The following is a 17,365-nucleotide window of genomic DNA, read 5'->3' on the forward strand; positions in this document are numbered from 1 at the left end:
AATGGCAGTTGAACTTAACGCATTACGCGATCAGATTGATGCAGTCGACAAGCAAATGTTGGAGCTATTGGCTCAGCGTTTAGCGCTCGTAGAGAAAGTTGGGGAAGTAAAAAGCGAACATGGTTTGCCAATTTATGCTCCAGACCGCGAAGCGGCGATGTTAGCTTCTCGTCGCGCTGAAGCTGAAAAAATGGGAATTCCTCCACAGCTTATTGAAGATATTCTGCGTCGAACAATGCGTGAGTCTTATGCCAGCGAGAAAGATTCCGGTTTTAAGTGTTTGAACCCTGATTTACGCTCAGTTGTTATTATTGGTGGTAATGGTCAATTGGGTGGCCTGTTTGGGCGTATGTTCAAATTGTCGGGCTACCGGGTCAAAGTTCTCGGCAGTAAAGACTGGGATCATGCGGATGAGATTCTAGACAACGCGGGTTTAGTCGTGGTCACGGTGCCGATTCATCTAACGGAAGGGGTGATCGAAAAACTGGGGAACTTGCCGCAAGACTGCATTCTGTGTGACCTGACTTCTATCAAGTCGAAGCCTCTGCAAGCAATGTTGAATGTGCACCAAGGTCCTGTGGTTGGTTTGCACCCAATGTTTGGCCCAGATGTTCCGAGCCTTGCCAAGCAGGTTATTGTGTACTGTGATGGCCGTGGTCACGAGCATTACCAATGGCTATTGCAACAGTTTGGGATTTGGGGCGCAAGCTTGTGCCAAATCGATGCACAAGAGCACGATCATGGCATGACGTTGATTCAGGCGTTGCGCCACTTCACGTCGTTTGCTTACGGTATGCACCTTAGCAAAGAGAATCCGAACATCGATCAGTTGTTGAAGTTAAGCTCGCCAATCTACCGCCTTGAATTGGCGATGGTGGGACGACTGTTTGGTCAGGATCCGAACTTGTACGGTGATATCATTTTCTCTTCTCAAGAGAATATCGATATGATCAAGCGATTCCATCAGCGTTTAGGTGATGCGGTAGCGATTCTGGATAGCAGAGACAAAGCGCGATTCATCGAAAGCTTTAAGCAGGTGAGTGATTGGTTTGGTACTTATTCTCAACAATTTATGAATGAGAGCCAAAACTTACTCAAACAGGCGAATGATAATATTCATCGCGGCTAATCACGGGTCATTTAGCCGTGCAGAGCCCGAAACAAAAAGAGCAGCGTAAGCTGCTCTTTTTCGTGTTGATGGACAAATCAGTTCGTCGCAGTATTACTCGTATCTTCACTTGATACTGTGTTGATACTGGTATCGCGATAGGGTGAATTGGTTAAATTGACTTGTAGACGTACAACGTTATCAATCAATTGAACCAAAGGTCCCCATTTCACTTTTTTCTCTTTTTCAAAGACGTCATTGAAGTTTTCTGGCGTCCACTCCATTAAGTATTGAGGATTGAGTGCTCGTCCGAGGAAGCGTACTTCATAGTGCAAGTGTGGCCCTGTGGAGTTGCCAGAGTTACCGCATTGAGCAATGATGTCGCCTTTACTAACAAACTGACCGCTTTTCACTTTGAAGCGTTGTAGATGAGCAAAGGAGCTCATAAAGCCAAATGAGTGACGAATGGTGACATAGTTACCATAACCACGATTGCTCGGGCGAACGGTTTCCACCACACCGTCAGCCGGTGCCAGGATCTCTTCTCCTCTTTTACAAGTCAGATCGATACCAGTATGAACATGTCTCTTACCTGAAATCGGATTAATACGACTGCCGTAAGAAGAAGAAATACGTTGGTATGTGACTGGACTGTCATTTGGTATCAAACGGAACATCGTCGCTCGAACAGCAGAATCGATAGCGGCTGCGTCAATTCGCTCCTCTAACCCCATGCTGTTCTCATCGATCATCAACTCTTCGTCTGCGAGACCTAAAACCGATTCAACGTCGAATACCCGTTTGCCCAATAGCTGAATTTGATTGTTTTTGTCAGTCAAAGACTGGGAAAGTGAATGATTGGTATCAAGCTGCTCTTCGTAAAGAGCCGTCACTTCGGCCTTTTCACTTTCCAGTTTGGCGATGATTTGTGTTAGTTCGTCTATATTGTGCATCTGCTGCTGATTAAGGTACCACGTGCCACCAACGACGGCGGGTAATGACAATACTGAAGCAAATACTGCTAGGACCGAACTGCGGCCCAAATAGAACTGCTGATCGCCGTCTTTCGTCGGGATCTGCATGATGATTTTTTTAGACATAGTTATTGTTACTTAAATAGGCGTTCATTTATTTTTCTCCTAAAAACCAGAGAGGTGCTCTAACTCTCGATTCAGAAGGTCGTTATTGCCTACATTCAATTCTATAAATCGTTTTAGTTGGCTAATGCTTTCGATGTCTATCTTAGCGATCTTCAACCTAATCTCACACTTAGAGACATTCACAATTTGCGCTTTTAACGTAATCACTTGTTCGGATTGATCAAATGAAAAAGTCACATGGACTGGAAGGGTTGGATCCAAAGCCTCAGTCTCTTCCACTTTCATGAGTAAACCATGCAAGGAAAGATCTTGAATCCTAGCTTCAATTACCAAGTCACGTTGTTCTATCTTAGCTGGAGCTTGATGGAGAATACGTGAAAAGCGTCGTCTCTCTGTCATATGAATATTCTCGTCAGGTCGTCAAACAGAATCGAATAGTATATCAATACGAACAAAAAATGTTCGATTGTTGTTTGAAAAGTGTCGAGGTCGCTACAGAGTGACGTAAGTGCTATGTCATGTTCTTAACGAACGAGACGGGCTAATGAGCTCTTTTTATAACAAAGAAAACAAAGGCCGCTATGATAGCGGCCTTTGTACAAATTACAATCAAACTTTGTGGGTTGCGATTACTTCGCAATACGCTTGTATTTGATACGGTGTGGTTCTGCGGCTTCAGGACCCAATGTTTTCTTCAACCAATCCATGTACTCTGTGTAGTTACCTTCGTAGAAGTTAACTTGGCCTTCGTCACGGTAGTCAATGATGTGGGTTGCGATACGGTCAAGGAACCAGCGGTCGTGCGAGATAACCATTGCACAACCAGGGAACTCTAGTAATGCTTCTTCTAGAGCACGCAGTGTTTCAACGTCAAGGTCGTTGGTTGGTTCGTCGAGTAGCAACACGTTGCCGCCCGCTTTAAGAAGCTTCGCAAGGTGGACACGGTTACGCTCACCACCCGATAGCTCACCAATAATTTTTTGTTGGTCACTGCCTTTAAAGTTAAAGCGTGAACAGTATGCGCGAGCTGGGATTTCGAAGTTGTTGATCTTAATGATATCAGCACCTTCAGAGATCTCTTGGAATACGGTTTTAGAATCGTCCATGCTGTCACGGAACTGATCGACAGATGCTAGTTTTACTGTATCGCCCATCTCAATTGTGCCCGAGTCTGGTTGTTCAGTACCACTTAACATCTTGAATAGCGTCGATTTACCTGCGCCGTTAGCACCGATGATACCAACAATTGCACCTTTAGGGATGCTGAATGACAGGTCATCAATCAGAACACGACCGTCAAATGACTTGGTCAGGTTCTTCACTTCAATAACCTTATCACCTAGACGCTCACCTGGTGGGATAAACAGTTCATTGGTTTCATTACGTTTTTGGTGATCAGAGCTTTGCAGTTCTTCAAAGCGAGCCATACGTGCTTTTGACTTCGCTTGACGACCTTTAGGGTTTTTACGTACCCACTCAAGCTCTTTCTCGATAGTCTTTTGGCGAGCACTCTCTTGGGAGGCTTCTTGTTGTAGACGAGCGTCTTTTTGCTCCAGCCATGAGGTGTAGTTGCCTTCCCATGGGATACCTTCACCACGGTCCAGTTCTAAGATCCAGCCCGCAGCGTTATCTAGGAAGTAACGGTCGTGGGTGATGGCTACTACGGTACCTGTGTAATCCACTAAGAAGCGCTCTAGCCAAGCCACTGATTCTGCATCTAGGTGGTTGGTAGGTTCATCAAGCAGTAGCATGTCTGGCTTAGAAAGTAGCAAGCGACAAATAGCCACACGGCGGCGTTCACCACCTGATAGGTGCGCAATTTTTTGGTCCCATTCAGGTAAACGTAGTGCGTTTGCTGCACGCTCAAGCGCATTTTCTAGGTTGTGGCCATCTTTCGCTTGGATAAGGGCTTCTAGCTCGCCTTGCTCTTTTGCAAGTGCGTCGAAGTCTGCATCTGGTTCAGCGTATGCTGCGTAGACTGCGTCCAAACGTTTCAGAGCGTCAGCAACGTCAGCAACCGCTTCTTCAACAACTTCACGAACGGTTTTTGATTCGTCTAATACTGGTTCCTGAGGTAGGTAACCTACGTTTAGACCAGGTTGTGGACGCGCTTCACCGTCGATATCCGTGTCGATACCTGCCATGATACGTAGCAGTGTGGATTTACCTGCACCGTTCAGACCTAAAACACCGATTTTCGCACCAGGGAAGAAGCTCAGAGAGATGTCTTTAAGAATTTGACGCTTAGGTGGCACAATTTTGCTCACCCGCGACATGGTATATACGTATTCAGCCATTGCCGATCGTTCCTAAATTAACTGTCATTCAAACCCATCATTTTATACCAAGTGCTTTGTTTTTGTTACCGCATTGCAAGAATTTCCCTAACGAATGGATTTCTTATTTTGAGCTGACCGGAAACTTACACGGTTAGGGTATACACTTTTGTTATTCGTTAAGAATGACGAAATGTTTTCTATGCGAGTTAGAAACGCTTTGTCTCCATCGTCTTAAAAGTTTGACGAGTACAATTTTTAATACACTAAGTTGCTTTACATGGACATCTGCATTCTGTGTAAATAGATGCATGTGTGAAAATTGCCTTAACATCACATGAACTCTAACAAAACTAGGCTTTAGGGCAGTATATGTCTGGGGAAAATGACACAAATGAGATTCAACGTATCTGAATTGGCTAAAAACGTATGCTGCGCCGCCGCGTTGTGTGCTATGAGTTTGAGTGCTAATGCCGCGCTGAGTTTGGAAAAGCAGCGCGAAGTATATGAGCAAGCTCAAGATTTATTAGATAAAAATGACATCGACGGATACCTTTCGATTCGTCCTAAAATTTCTGACTATCCACTAACGCCTTATGTGGATTACCGCACTTTTATTAGACAGTTACCGGAAAAGTCACCACAACAGGTGAACGAGTTTATTTCTGAGCACGAGTCTTTTCCATTTTCTCGTCGAGTTCGCGCTCCATACCTCAATCATCTTTATAAGCAAAAAGATTGGAAAACCATTACTGAGTTTCAAAAAGTCATTCCTAGTGGTGAGCGTTACCAATGTATTTTCTACGTCGCTCAATTAAAGCAAGGCAAGAAAGTCGCGGCGTTTAAAGGGGCTGAACATATGTGGTTACGTGGCATCAGCATTGCTGATGAGTGTGACCCATTATTTGAAGCATGGGACAAGGCGGGTGAGCGTACCGATGAACTGATTCTACAGCGTATGTTACTGGCGTTTGATGCTCGTAATGGCGGTTTGATGAGTTACTTGCTCAAACTGCCTAAATCAGCGCAGGCAAAGCAACAAGCCAAAGAAATGAAAGCGTTGTTTGATAATCCTTCAAGTGTTGCGGAATTCGCGAAGAAAAAACCTGCGAATGATTTTAATCGAGCGCAAAGTGAATATGCGTTAGAAAAGTTGGCTCGCATGAACACTAGCCAAGCACAAGGTGCGTACGATGTCGTCATTAAAGGACAGAAGTTTTCTCCAGAAAAAGCGCAAGAACTTGCCGACTATATTGCATTTCGATTGACTCGTACGGAGTCTGAGTCATTAGCTAAATGGCGCGATGATAAAACGAAAACCAGTCAGTACTTACCGTTGATTGAAACGCGCATCCGCTTAGCGATTCAAAATGCAGATTGGAAAGGCGTACAAGAGTGGATTGCTGTTCTAAATAAAGAAGAGCAAGCCACGCTACGCTGGCAATATTGGCTTGGAAGAAGTGAAATAGCGTTAGGTGATGACATCGCGGGGAAACAGCGTTTAGCAACTCTGCTTGGGCAACGAAACTTCTACAGTGTGGCTGCCGCCAATGCAATCGGACAATCAATCAAATACCCAACGCATACGGTTAAGTTGGATAAGAAAGTTGTTCAACCCTATCAAGACTCGCTAGCTCGTATCGAAGAGTTGATCGCGACGGATAAAATCGCAGCAGCGAAGAGTGAATGGGCACACTTACTGCGCCGCGTAGGGAAAGATGAAAAGGCGATGTTGGCGGCTTATGCATCATTTAAACGTTGGCATCACCTAACGGTGACCGCGAGTATTCAGGCGCAGATGTGGGATAATATCGAACTTAGGTTCCCAATAGCACACCGCTGGTGGTTTAACTTTTATGCGAAAAAGCACAACATTGATCCCATCACGATGATGTCTCTCGCTCGACAGGAAAGTGCGTTAGATGTTGAAGCCCGCTCTCCAGTCGGCGCTCGTGGTCTTATGCAGATCATGCCTGCGACGGCGAAGTACACGGCACGTAAATATAAGTTGAGTTATCAAGGTACGCAGGATCTCTACAATGTAGGAAAAAATATCGAAATTGGTAGCCATTATTTGCAAGGTTTATTAGAGGATTACGATAATAATCGTATTTTTGCTCTTGCTGCTTATAATGCAGGTCCTAACAGAGTAAAAACGTGGCGAGAGCGTACCCAAGGAAAAGTGGATGCTTATGCCTTTATTGAGGCAATTCCATTTAAAGAGACGCGCGGTTATGTACAAAACATCTTGATGTTTGAAACATACTATCGTGATCTTTTGGGTATCGATGGCGCGTTCTTGAATCAACATGAGATCAATACCAAGTATTGAGTGAGGTAACTTGATGTCGCACGAACCCGAGTACAAAGACTGGCAACAGATTATTGAGCTAATTCGAACAAGTATGGGCACCCAGCAAGATGACATGCTGTTAACTATGCTGATGTCACGTGATGAGAGAGAGTCATTAATATCACGCGTTAATATAATTAACGAACTTCTTAAAGGAGAATTATCTCAACGTCAGATCAGTCAGATGCTTGGTGTGGGCATTGCCACCATTACTCGTGGCTCTAACGAACTAAAGTCGAAATCTGATGAAGAAAAAGACAAGTTGAAAGTCTTGTTAGAACAAGTTGCGGTATCTAAGTAGACAGTATATCCAATTTGCTTTTAGGCCTTGGTGTTACAAGTGACTAAGATAACGTATTACAAAGGGCGGAAATATCCGCCCTTTTGCGTATCTAAAGAATAGGCTGAGTGTTATAAATTTGAAGGAAAGTGCTCAGGGTTTGTGAATGGAATTAAAGCCAGAATCAAGGCTTGGTGATAGACTGAGCTTCGAGTTAGCTGGTTTTGGGTTAGCAGGCTAATAGCGCCACCTTTCTGTTTGATGTTATCAGTACCAAACACTTCGTCCATTACATCTCCCAACTCATTCGCATCCTTGAGTTTTTCCAAGACTTTTGGCGGCAACATTAAGCTTGCAGAACGAGATTCACCGCGGTGAGTCTCTGATTCAACAACCATCCAAGCAAACGTCACGTTTGCTTCAATTCCCGCTTCGAGACCGACATAGTAATCCGCGTTTGGCATCTCTACTTTTGCGTTTTTAACGCGGTTTAGCGCACCACGATGAGTTTCTTCATTCGTCATGGGCTGATCTGCGACCTCACTCGGTACACTGATGCCAACGAAGTTGAACTCTTGATGCGGAAATGCATTACGAAATGCACTTTGAACTGCATTAATTTTGGCTGGGTTTAGCGATGCGATTACGACTTTTTGGGTTGCCATGATCTTTTTACTCACTGGTGTCTATTAACTCAATTTTACTTGCGTAGGCTTTACGTTCTCACTCGGGTAACAGCCTAATACTTTCAAGTGCTTAGTGATTTTTGTCAGCTCTTCAAGTGCCTGTTGCATTTCTGTCGAAGCAAGATGTGATGTCAAGTCTACGTAGAACATCTCTTCCCACGGGTTCCCCATAATTGGGCGTGATTCTAGCTTGGTCATATTGATGCCGTAACGTTGCAGCACTAATAGTGTTTCAACCAATGAGCCTGCCTCTTGGGAGGTCGACATGATCAATGTGGTTTTTGCTGGAATCTGAGTAGAAACTTCAACCGGTTTACGAGCAACCACGATAAAGCGAGTATGATTTTCGGTTTGGTTTGCGATGTTGCCTTGAATTGCTTGCAAGCCATATAGCTTACCGCTTGATGCATTACCAATTGCAGCCACATCATCACGATCCATCTCTTGGACTTTCTGCATTGCATCTGCTGTGCTCGCGCAGGATTCCAGCTTTACCCCTTTCATACGGCTTAAAAACTCACTGCACTGTTGGTGTGGCTGAGGGTGAGAATAAAGCGTTTTAATATCTTCCAGACGAATGTCTTTTTTCGCAACCAAGCAGTGTTCGATTGGTTGAGTTAGCTCTCCAACGATGTAAAGCGTCGTGTGTTGTAGTAAGTCATACACTTCATTAATAGAGCCTGAGCTGGTGTTTTCGATTGGCAGAACGCCATAATCAGCATGGCCAGATTCAACCGTTTGAGTCACTTCTTTAAAGTGCTCGCAGTTGAGCTCGATAAGCTCCGTATTTTTACGACTGAAGTATTCGCGACTTGCCAAGTGCGAATAAGAGCCTTTGGCTCCTAAAAAAGCGACGCGAGCAAGTGGCTTACGGCTTTGCTGTGGGTTAACGAGATTTTGCAGATAACTTTGTTGAAGCAGAACTGAGTCTTCAATGATGGTATGGAAAAGCTTGGTGATGTACTGCGCGTCAAGTTCGTATTTATCTTGGCCATTAGAAATTAGCTTGACCAATAATTGCTGTTCACGGACGGCGTCGCGAACAGGCTTTGAGGTTTGTACTTTGCTTTTGGCTACTTCAATGCTGAGTTTACGGCGCTCAGACAACAAGCTGAGAAGTTGGTCATCCAACTCATTCAAGCGTAAACGAATTTCTTCGAGGGAAATAGGTTGGTCAGTCATCAATTCTTTCCTTATAAAAAAGCCTCCCGATTTGGGAGGCTTTCTGTTTGTTTTTGACTTTTCTTTCACAAACGAGTTCGCCCCTCCAACTATGGGAGGAAAAAGAAGTCAAAAATAAACAGTGAGGTTAAATGCATAAATAGTGCTTAATTTATGAGTGTTTAAACACAATAAGCAAGGCTGGGGAGAGCGTCAAGCAAAAAAATAGCGCCTTTCGGCGCTATTTCCTCAATCTGTTCAGTTTACTCTTCTTCTTCCACTAGCTCAGGCTTACTTGCACGTCGAGCTTCAGGTTTGTGGGTCAGCTTGTTCAATTGTCGTTCTAGTTTTTGCTCCACTTCGTTGATAGCTGCGTAAAGATCTTCGTGAGTTGCTGAGGCAATGAGCTGGCCTTTAGGAACTTTGATAACCGCTTCGAATTTCTTCTGTTTGTTTGGTTCCTCACTGAAAGTTGCTTGGCAACCAATTAGGTCTACTTGCCATTTCTCCAGTTTTTTAAATTTGCTCTCAATATGAGCTCGGATTGCAGAGGTGATTTCGATGTTTTTGCCAGTGATATTCATTGTCATAAGTGTTTTTCCTCTGTTGCATCCCTCATGGGTTGAGTTCAGATTACCGCTTTAAGCATAAAAAAATGTGATTCAGATCATTATTTTGCTCGGGTTTTTTATGATGAAAAATGAATGTGATCTCACTCAAGAACTTCTGAGATTTATCGTGAAATTGCTTGTTATCGGTTAGTAAATCCGTAGATTGGGTAGAGTACTCAGCTGAAAACGGCCTCGTTTTTAGGGAAGTTTTACGGCCTAATATTTGAGGTGGTTAAAATTTAACTACACGTAAGGTGTGATGACGATCACTGAGTCTTTCCAATGAATCCATTTAAAAAGCCGCTTACTGTACAAGCGGCTTTTTACTGTCTGGCATTTGGCTGACTTTTCGTAGCGGTATCATGAAAATGGGGTCTTTTGGGGCTAGTGAAACCCTTTCTAGACTTTTGACTTGGTCCAAGCTTTCTAGTTGTTTGTATATTATGTAGTAGCGATTAATGCTTGTGACGTACCCAACCGTTGAGCTTAAACTTTTCCGCATAACGACTTCCACGTTATTAAACCAAACATTAGGATCGTAACCTTGTTGGGCTGCACGCTTACGAATACGCTCTACATTGCCGGGGCCCGCATTGTAAGCCGCCAATGTAAAGTAGAGTTTATTTTGTGCAGTAATATCAGGATCACTGAAGTACTGCTTACGCAAAAAAGCTAAGTATTTCACTCCAGCATGAATGTTGTTTTCTAATTGTCGAACATTTTTGATATTGATATTCGGATCTTGAGCGGTGCTGGGTAGGACTTGCATTATGCCAACGGCACCTCGGCTTCCAACTAGGTCGTTATTAAATCCTGATTCCTTGTAAGCGATTGCAGCGATCAGTAAATAGTCGATATCGTATTTCTCACCATAGCGTGAAAATAGCGCTGCGAGTTTTTCTAGTTGAGCAATTTTCTTAGGGTTAAGAGCTCTGTTCAACCATCCCGTGTTATCGATGTATTTACTGTAAATAACGTTACCGAGTAGTGTCCCAGAGCGAGACTTCTGGATGAACTTATTCACGACGGCTTTTAATTTGGGACTATTTTCTCGCATTGCCCAAGCAATTTTGCCATTTTTGCGGATAGGGATTTTTTTGTGAACCCGAATATCATCCATCACTTTCAGCCAAAGCTTGGCTTTATGGCTATCGAGAACAATGGCTTTGACGTAACCATTGTTGAGCATTCCGACCAGCTCATAATCTTGAAGTGTTTCTTCAATAAAGTGCACGATAACAGGCGGTAAGCCTTTTTTGTTTAGTTTCTTATTTAGTGTCTGAATGCTTTCAAAGTAGCTAGAGCTGGCGCGCACCCAAATCTCTTTGCCGCTCAGTTGTTCGATTTTCGTCATCGTTGGTGTGCTTTTGTTTGTCACTACCCACTCTTGAATGTCAGTGAGAATGGGTGAACTGAACTCCACTTTCTGTTTGCGCGTGTCGGTAATAGTCAGGTTGGCGACAACTAAGTCACCTGAACCGTTTTCTAAGGCTGGCAGTAGCTGGTCGCGGGCAACAGGAATAATTTGTACGTTAAGCTTTGGTTTGAGTTTACGAAGGTCTTTTTCGAAATGCGCCAGCAATTCCGCGCCTATGCCTTTTGGTGTGCCGCCCTCAATGTAGTAAAAGCCTAAATCAGCAGAAACTAAGACGCGCAGTACATTCTTCTCCTTGATGACGTCGAGGTCCCCAGTATAAGGAGGCTGTTTGAGCGGCGAGATTTGCAGTGCGCAAACGGAAGCAGACAATAGGAGCAGCATAACTGCGCAAAGCTTAGATATCGTCACGTTCACATCCTTTTTATAAAGGGGGGAGGAGAACTTTAAGCATATGTGGAGCTAGGAAGATCATCAAGAAAGGGCTGAATACACTATTGAGAGTAATAAAAAACCGCCACGGTAAAAACGGTGGCGGTTCAGTTTAAAGCAAGTTCAATTACTTCACAGGGTTGAGCTCTATAAGCTTTTCAGTTCTTGCTACGGCGTCTTCCAAACCAAGTTGCTTGTAGGCCTCTAGCTGGATAGTCAGTGACTTACGTGCAGCTTCTGTGTCTGGATACGCTTTTTGTAGCTCTTGGCTGCGATTAATAGCAGCGACCCAAGCTTCACGGCGAAGGTAGAAGTCAGCAGTCGCTAAATCATAGTTCGCTAGACGGTTTTTCAGCGCGACCATACGTTTTTGTGAATCTTCTGCATATGGGCTATTCGGGTAACGTTGAAGTAGTTTTTTGAAGTCATCAAACGCTTTTTTTACCGGTTCAGGATCGCGATCGCTTCGATCTACGCTGAATAAATCATGCATAAAGTTACGATCTTGCGCCATGTGGCTTAGACCTCGCATGTACAGCACCCAATCCATCTTTTCATGGGTTGGGTTTAAACGCATAAAGCGAGAAATGGTTGCCAAGCCCAAAGCAAGGTCGTCGTTTTTGTAGTACGCATAGATTAGGTCAAGCTGCACCTGTTCAGAGTAGGCACCGAATGGGTAACGTGAGTCTAATGCTTCCAGTTTCTCAATTGCAGAAAGCCAATTACCACTTTGAAGAGAAATCTGTGCGTCTGCATACAGTTCCGAAGGCGGCACATCAGGAACGATTTCTTCTTTGCTTGCACATCCAAACAGAAGGGATACCGCTAAAAGGCCTGTTAAAGTCTGACGTTTCATATCAGGAGTCTGTTCCTTGAATCTAAATATTTCTTAAGCTGCCGTTACTTTCTTTCCAGTAACAGATACAATGACGTAATAGTCTATTTTTTCACAGTCGTGAGCATTAGTCTCACAGTTTTTAAAAAAGTTCGATATGGCTCAGCAGATTGTATTAACAAATACCGTAAAAGATAGCCAGTTAGGTCAACGTTTAGACCAAGCTATCGCCGAATTATTCGCGGACTTCTCTCGCTCGCGCCTAAAAGAGTGGCTGCTTGATGGGAAAGTTCAAGTTGATGGTGAAGTTGTCACTAAACCTCGTACCAAAGTAATGGGTGGCGAGGAAATTACATTGCAAGCCGAGTTAGAAGATGAAGAACGCTGGGAAGCGCAAGATATCCCGCTAGATATCGTCTATGAAGATGAAGATATTATCGTTATCAACAAACCTCGTGACTTTGTGGTTCATCCGGGCGCTGGTACGCCTGATGGCACTGTGCTTAATGCGTTGTTGCATCATTACCCTGATATTGCAGAAGTACCTCGTGCAGGTATCGTGCACCGTTTGGATAAAGACACAACGGGTTTGATGGTGGTGGCGAAAACCGTTCCTGCACAAACTCGTCTGGTTCGCGCACTGCAAAAACGTAATATTACTCGTGAGTACGAAGCGATCGCTATTGGTCGTATGACTGCGGGCGGTAAAGTGGATCAACCTATTGGTCGTCACTCTACTAAGCGCACGCTTATGGCGGTGGCACCAATGGGCAAACCAGCAGTAACGCACTACCGTGTTGCTGAACGCTTCCGCGAACACACGCGTATTCGTTTGCGTCTAGAAACGGGTCGTACGCACCAGATTCGTGTGCACATGTCTTATCTTCAGCATCCGCTGCTCGGTGATATTGCATATGGTGGACGTGCTCGCATCCCGACAGGTGCGTCTGAAGAGCTAACGGCAATGATCCGGGGCTTCGATCGCCAAGCATTGCACGCAGTAATGCTGCGCTTTGAGCACCCAATTACGGGCGAAGTTCTTGAGTTTCATGCTCCAGTGCCTGATGACATGGTTGTGATGACTGAAGCGCTTCGTCAAGATACAGAAGAGCACGGCTTACCGGAAGAATTCTAATATGAAGACGATCATTCCGAACTGGCCAGCGCCTAAAAATGTCAAAGCTTTCGCCTCAACACGCATAGGCGGATTTTCGACAGGCCCTTACCAAGGGCTAAATTTAGGTACTCACGTTGGGGATGATTTGTCTTTAGTAGAGAAGAACCGAGCTTGGTTGGCGCAACAGGCAAGCATGCCAAATGCGCCAATCTGGTTAAACCAAACGCATTCAACCGTTGTGGCTCAAGCAAATGAACCAACAACACAGGTGCTTGATGCGGATGGTGTATTTACTTCTTCAAGCCATGTTGTTTGTTCAGCGATGACCGCCGATTGTTTACCTGTATTATTGACTAATACACAAGGTACGCAAGTAGCCGCTGTTCACGCAGGTTGGCGCGGCTTAGCAAATGGCATTGTCGAAAATGCGTTAGCGTTGTTTTCTGGTGAAGTGATAGCGTGGCTTGGCCCCGCCATTGGCCCTCAAGCCTTCGAAGTGGGTGAAGATGTTCTGCAAGCTTTTGTTGATTTTGATTCACAGGCGAATCAAGCATTTGCTCCACGCGATATCGACGGTAAATGGTTTGCTGACATGTCGGTGCTGGCAACGCAACGTCTAAACCGGGCTGGTGTGACACAAGTGTTTGATTCTGGACTTTGTACTTACCAAGATAAAGCCTCTTTTTACTCTTATCGCCGTGATGGTAAGACTGGTCGACAAGCAACCTTTATTTGGATCGAAGACTAGCTATAAGCACCAAAGTGCTAAGATGCATACTACTATTTTTGCAAAGCTATCTTTATTCATTCACTCCCTTGAAATTCCCCACCCGAGTATCCATCTTTCTAACTGTCAAAAGAATTTCCTTTAGTTGAGGTTAGGAAGGTAGATATGCGTCTTGATCGATTCACAAGTAAGTTTCAAATCGCTATCTCTGATGCTCAATCACTAGCGTTAGGGCGCGATCATCAATATATCGAGCCAGTTCACCTCATGGTGGCTTTGCTTGATCAAAATGGCAGTCCAATTCGTCCATTGCTTACTATGCTGGATGTGGACGTAACGCATTTACGCTCTAAATTGAGTGAAATGTTAGATCGATTACCAAAAGTCAGTGGCATCGGTGGGGATGTTCAGCTCTCTAGCTCGATGGGCACATTGTTTAACCTGTGTGACAAAGTGGCGCAAAAGCGTCAAGACTCCTATATCTCGTCTGAAGTCTTCCTGCTTGCCGCTTTAGAAGACCGCGGACCATTGGGGCAATTACTCAAAGAGATCGGTTTAACAGAGCAAAAAGTCAGCCAGGCAATCGAAAAGATCAGAGGTGGTCAAAAGGTCAATGACCCGAATGCAGAAGAGCTTCGCCAAGCATTGGAAAAGTTCACCATAGACCTTACCGAGCGTGCAGAGCAAGGTAAATTAGATCCTGTTATCGGTCGTGATGATGAAATCCGTCGTACTATCCAAGTATTGCAGCGTCGTACTAAAAACAACCCAGTGATTATCGGTGAACCAGGCGTAGGTAAGACAGCAATTGTTGAAGGCTTAGCGCAGCGCATAGTTAACAATGAAGTACCTGAAGGTCTGCGTGGTCGCCGTGTGCTATCACTGGATATGGGCGCACTGGTTGCTGGTGCTAAATACCGTGGTGAATTTGAAGAGCGTTTAAAATCAGTATTGAATGAACTTGCTAAAGAAGAAGGCAACGTCATCCTCTTCATTGATGAGCTACACACTATGGTCGGCGCTGGTAAAGGTGAAGGCTCAATGGATGCGGGCAACATGCTAAAACCGGCATTAGCTCGTGGTGAGCTGCACTGTGTTGGCGCAACAACATTGGATGAATATCGTCAGTACATCGAAAAAGATGCAGCATTAGAACGTCGTTTCCAAAAAGTGCTGGTGGATGAGCCGACCGTTGAGGATACCGTGGCGATTTTACGTGGCTTGAAGGAGCGTTATGAGCTTCATCATCACGTCGAAATTACTGACCCAGCGATTGTTGCTGCGGCGAGCTTGTCACATCGCTATGTCTCCGACCGTCAGTTGCCGGATAAAGCGATCGACTTAATCGACGAAGCGGCTTCAAGCATTCGTTTACAAATTGACTCTAAGCCAGAGTCCTTGGATAAGCTTGAGCGTAAAATTATCCAACTCAAAATTGAGCAACAAGCACTAAGTAACGAGCACGATGAAGCGAGTGAAAAGCGTTTGAAAGCGCTTAATGAAGAACTCAATGAAAAAGAGCGAGAGTATGCTGAGCTAGAAGAGGTTTGGAATACAGAAAAAGCAGCTCTTTCTGGCACTCAACATATTAAGTCTGAGCTTGAACAAGCTCGTATGGACATGGAGTTTGCTCGCCGTGCTGGCGATCTAAACCGTATGTCGGAGCTTCAATATGGTCGTATTCCTGAACTTGAGAAGCAGTTAGATCTTGCAACCCAAGCTGAAATGCAGGAAATGACGCTATTGCGTAATAAAGTAACCGACAACGAGATTGCAGAAGTACTTTCTAAGCAAACCGGCATTCCGGTATCCAAGATGCTAGAAGCGGAAAAAGAGAAACTACTTCGTATGGAAGACGTGCTGCATAATCGTGTGGTAGGGCAAAGCGAAGCGGTCTCTGTTGTATCGAATGCCATTCGTCGTAGTCGAGCTGGGCTTTCTGATCCAAACCGACCAATTGGCTCCTTCTTATTCTTAGGTCCAACTGGTGTGGGTAAAACAGAGCTTTGTAAGACACTTGCGAGCTTTATGTTCGACAGCGAAGATGCGATGGTCCGTATCGATATGTCTGAGTTCATGGAGAAACACTCAGTGGCAAGATTGGTGGGTGCGCCTCCAGGCTATGTCGGATATGAAGAGGGTGGTTACTTAACGGAAGCGGTTCGTCGCAAGCCGTATTCGGTAATTTTGTTAGACGAAGTAGAGAAAGCGCATCCGGATGTATTTAACATTCTGCTGCAAGTTCTCGATGATGGGCGTTTAACGGATGGTCAAGGTCGTACTGTTGACTTCCGTAATACGGTTGTGATCATGACATCTAACTTGGGTTCATCTCGTATCCAAGAGAATTTCGCAACATTAGACTATCAAGGTATCAAGAGTGAAGTGATGGATGTGGTTAGCAAACACTTCCGCCCAGAGTTCTTGAACCGTGTTGACGAAATCGTGGTGTTCCATCCACTTGGTCAAGAACACATTAAGTCCATTGCTTCTATTCAATTGGAACGTTTGGCGAAACGACTAGAGGAGAAAGGCTATCAACTAGAAGTTTCCGACAAAGCGCTCGATTTGATCGCTCAAGTTGGTTTCGATCCTGTGTATGGTGCGCGTCCTTTAAAACGTGCAATTCAGCAGAATGTCGAGAATCCGTTAGCCAAATCAATTCTGTCTGGTGAAATCGTTCCAGACAAGACAGTGCAGCTAATTGTTACTAATGACCAAATTTGTGCTCATCAATAATTGTATGGATACAGTAAAATTGAGATAAAAATCACACTAAAGGGGCCGTTTGGCCCCTTTTCTATAGTTTTTTAGAGTCTTTTGTCTGTTTTCTATACGAATAAACTAAAAAGGTGAGTTTTTTTAAAAAATGCACTTGTGTTCTTTAATGAACTCCCTATAATTCGCCTCCGTTGTCACGGGAAAGCAAGTGAAGCGGAACCTAAACAACTACGGTTAGTGAGTTAAAATTAACTCGCAGATAAATAACTTAAAAAAGTGTTTGACACGATAAGTTATCTAGCTAAAATAGCCGTCCACTTTGAAGAGAACTTCGAAGTGTGCTCTTTAAAAATATAGACCTATCAATCTGTGTGGGCACTCGTTGATGATAATCCAATTAGAAGCTTAGGCTTAAAATTAGGTTTCAATGATACGAAGTGACCATTGAATCGAAAGATTCAGCACAGTCAATTCAAACATTACTTCTGCTATTTATTAGCGAAAGGAATGTTCAGTATTCATTGAGCCGAACAAAATCTTAAATTGAAGAGTTTGATCATGGCTCAGATTGAACGCTGGCGGC

Annotated in this window: 14 protein-coding genes and 1 other annotated feature; of the genes, 6 read left to right on the forward strand and 8 right to left on the reverse strand. The window is 44.3% G+C overall.

Annotated features, from left to right (window positions below):
• The first annotated feature begins 1 nt into the window (after position 1).
• A complete protein-coding gene (gene tyrA, locus R8N47_RS11465) occupies positions 2–1,129 on the forward strand; it encodes a bifunctional chorismate mutase/prephenate dehydrogenase (protein WP_005385935.1) in 1,128 nt (375 codons plus the stop codon).
• A 77-nt stretch (positions 1,130–1,206) separates the two neighbouring features.
• Here the strand turns inward: tyrA and R8N47_RS11470 are convergent, their stop codons facing one another.
• From R8N47_RS11470 to ettA, 3 genes are all read right to left on the reverse strand, one after another.
• Positions 1,207–2,208 (reverse strand): peptidoglycan DD-metalloendopeptidase family protein, encoded by a 1,002-nt coding sequence (locus tag R8N47_RS11470; protein ID WP_064353642.1) that lies wholly within the window; start codon positions 2,206–2,208, stop codon positions 1,207–1,209.
• A gap of 39 nt (positions 2,209–2,247) precedes the next feature.
• Positions 2,248–2,607, reverse strand: coding sequence for a PilZ domain-containing protein (locus R8N47_RS11475; RefSeq protein ID WP_064353643.1), 360 nt, complete (start codon positions 2,605–2,607; stop codon positions 2,248–2,250).
• A 230-nt stretch (positions 2,608–2,837) separates the two neighbouring features.
• A complete protein-coding gene (gene ettA, locus R8N47_RS11480) occupies positions 2,838–4,505 on the reverse strand; it encodes an energy-dependent translational throttle protein EttA (protein ID WP_005381894.1) in 1,668 nt (555 codons plus the stop codon).
• Positions 4,506–4,869: 364 nt separating this feature from the next.
• Between ettA and sltY the strand changes: the two genes are divergently transcribed.
• Both sltY and trpR read left to right on the forward strand, forming a co-directional pair.
• Positions 4,870–6,816: a murein transglycosylase gene (gene sltY, locus R8N47_RS11485; RefSeq protein WP_064353644.1), complete on the forward strand. Its 1,947-nt coding sequence runs from the start codon at positions 4,870–4,872 to the stop codon at positions 6,814–6,816.
• A gap of 13 nt (positions 6,817–6,829) precedes the next feature.
• On the forward strand, positions 6,830–7,138 hold the full coding sequence (gene trpR / locus R8N47_RS11490; RefSeq protein WP_005381892.1) for a trp operon repressor: 309 nt from the start codon (positions 6,830–6,832) through the stop codon (positions 7,136–7,138).
• 110 nt (positions 7,139–7,248) lie between these two features.
• Here the strand turns inward: trpR and yjjX are convergent, their stop codons facing one another.
• The 5 genes from yjjX to bamD form a co-directional block, all read right to left on the reverse strand.
• Positions 7,249–7,782, reverse strand: coding sequence for an inosine/xanthosine triphosphatase (gene yjjX / locus R8N47_RS11495; protein ID WP_005381891.1), 534 nt, complete (start codon positions 7,780–7,782; stop codon positions 7,249–7,251).
• 24 nt (positions 7,783–7,806) lie between these two features.
• Positions 7,807–8,985, reverse strand: coding sequence for a prephenate dehydratase (gene pheA, locus R8N47_RS11500; protein ID WP_017636154.1), 1,179 nt, complete (start codon positions 8,983–8,985; stop codon positions 7,807–7,809).
• Positions 8,986–8,997: 12 nt separating this feature from the next.
• Positions 8,998–9,119 (reverse strand) — a sequence feature (Phe leader region).
• A 108-nt stretch (positions 9,120–9,227) separates the two neighbouring features.
• Positions 9,228–9,554 (reverse strand): ribosome hibernation-promoting factor, HPF/YfiA family, encoded by a 327-nt coding sequence (gene hpf, locus R8N47_RS11505; protein ID WP_005381889.1) that lies wholly within the window; start codon positions 9,552–9,554, stop codon positions 9,228–9,230.
• A 325-nt stretch (positions 9,555–9,879) separates the two neighbouring features.
• Positions 9,880–11,361 carry a lytic transglycosylase F gene (locus R8N47_RS11510; protein WP_311764764.1) on the reverse strand — a complete coding sequence of 494 codons (1,482 nt, stop codon included), beginning with the start codon at positions 11,359–11,361 and terminating at the stop codon, positions 9,880–9,882.
• Between the two features lie 148 nt (positions 11,362–11,509).
• Positions 11,510–12,238: an outer membrane protein assembly factor BamD gene (bamD, locus tag R8N47_RS11515; protein WP_005381876.1), complete on the reverse strand. Its 729-nt coding sequence runs from the start codon at positions 12,236–12,238 to the stop codon at positions 11,510–11,512.
• A gap of 136 nt (positions 12,239–12,374) precedes the next feature.
• Between bamD and rluD the strand changes: the two genes are divergently transcribed.
• The 3 genes from rluD (at position 12,375) to clpB (ending at position 16,800) form a co-directional block, all read left to right on the forward strand.
• Positions 12,375–13,352: a 23S rRNA pseudouridine(1911/1915/1917) synthase RluD gene (rluD, locus tag R8N47_RS11520; protein ID WP_005381875.1), complete on the forward strand. Its 978-nt coding sequence runs from the start codon at positions 12,375–12,377 to the stop codon at positions 13,350–13,352.
• A gap of 1 nt (position 13,353) precedes the next feature.
• Positions 13,354–14,082 (forward strand): peptidoglycan editing factor PgeF, encoded by a 729-nt coding sequence (pgeF, locus tag R8N47_RS11525; protein ID WP_005381874.1) that lies wholly within the window; start codon positions 13,354–13,356, stop codon positions 14,080–14,082.
• A 144-nt stretch (positions 14,083–14,226) separates the two neighbouring features.
• The gene (gene clpB / locus R8N47_RS11530) at positions 14,227–16,800 is read left to right on the forward strand and encodes an ATP-dependent chaperone ClpB (RefSeq protein WP_005381873.1); all 2,574 of its coding nucleotides are present in this window, start codon (positions 14,227–14,229) and stop codon (positions 16,798–16,800) included.
• The last annotated feature ends 565 nt before the right edge of the window (positions 16,801–17,365 follow it).

The sequence above is a fragment of the Vibrio sp. 2132-1 genome, from assembly GCF_033344315.1.

What these genes read in the sequence shown, in the direction of transcription:
- trpR (WP_005381892.1), top strand. Translation starts at nt 6,830, where the DNA reads ATGTCGCACGAACCCGAGTACAAAGACTGGCAACAGATTATTGAGCTA.
- pheA (WP_017636154.1), bottom strand. Translation starts at nt 8,985, where the DNA reads ATGACTGACCAACCTATTTCCCTCGAAGAAATTCGTTTACGCTTGAAT.
- sltY (WP_064353644.1), top strand. Translation starts at nt 4,870, where the DNA reads ATGACACAAATGAGATTCAACGTATCTGAATTGGCTAAAAACGTATGC.
- clpB (WP_005381873.1), top strand. Translation starts at nt 14,227, where the DNA reads ATGCGTCTTGATCGATTCACAAGTAAGTTTCAAATCGCTATCTCTGAT.
- hpf (WP_005381889.1), bottom strand. Translation starts at nt 9,554, where the DNA reads ATGACAATGAATATCACTGGCAAAAACATCGAAATCACCTCTGCAATC.
- R8N47_RS11470 (WP_064353642.1), bottom strand. Translation starts at nt 2,208, where the DNA reads ATGTCTAAAAAAATCATCATGCAGATCCCGACGAAAGACGGCGATCAG.
- pgeF (WP_005381874.1), top strand. Translation starts at nt 13,354, where the DNA reads ATGAAGACGATCATTCCGAACTGGCCAGCGCCTAAAAATGTCAAAGCT.
- rluD (WP_005381875.1), top strand. Translation starts at nt 12,375, where the DNA reads ATGGCTCAGCAGATTGTATTAACAAATACCGTAAAAGATAGCCAGTTA.
- tyrA (WP_005385935.1), top strand. Translation starts at nt 2, where the DNA reads ATGGCAGTTGAACTTAACGCATTACGCGATCAGATTGATGCAGTCGAC.
- R8N47_RS11475 (WP_064353643.1), bottom strand. Translation starts at nt 2,607, where the DNA reads ATGACAGAGAGACGACGCTTTTCACGTATTCTCCATCAAGCTCCAGCT.
- ettA (WP_005381894.1), bottom strand. Translation starts at nt 4,505, where the DNA reads ATGGCTGAATACGTATATACCATGTCGCGGGTGAGCAAAATTGTGCCA.
- yjjX (WP_005381891.1), bottom strand. Translation starts at nt 7,782, where the DNA reads ATGGCAACCCAAAAAGTCGTAATCGCATCGCTAAACCCAGCCAAAATT.
- bamD (WP_005381876.1), bottom strand. Translation starts at nt 12,238, where the DNA reads ATGAAACGTCAGACTTTAACAGGCCTTTTAGCGGTATCCCTTCTGTTT.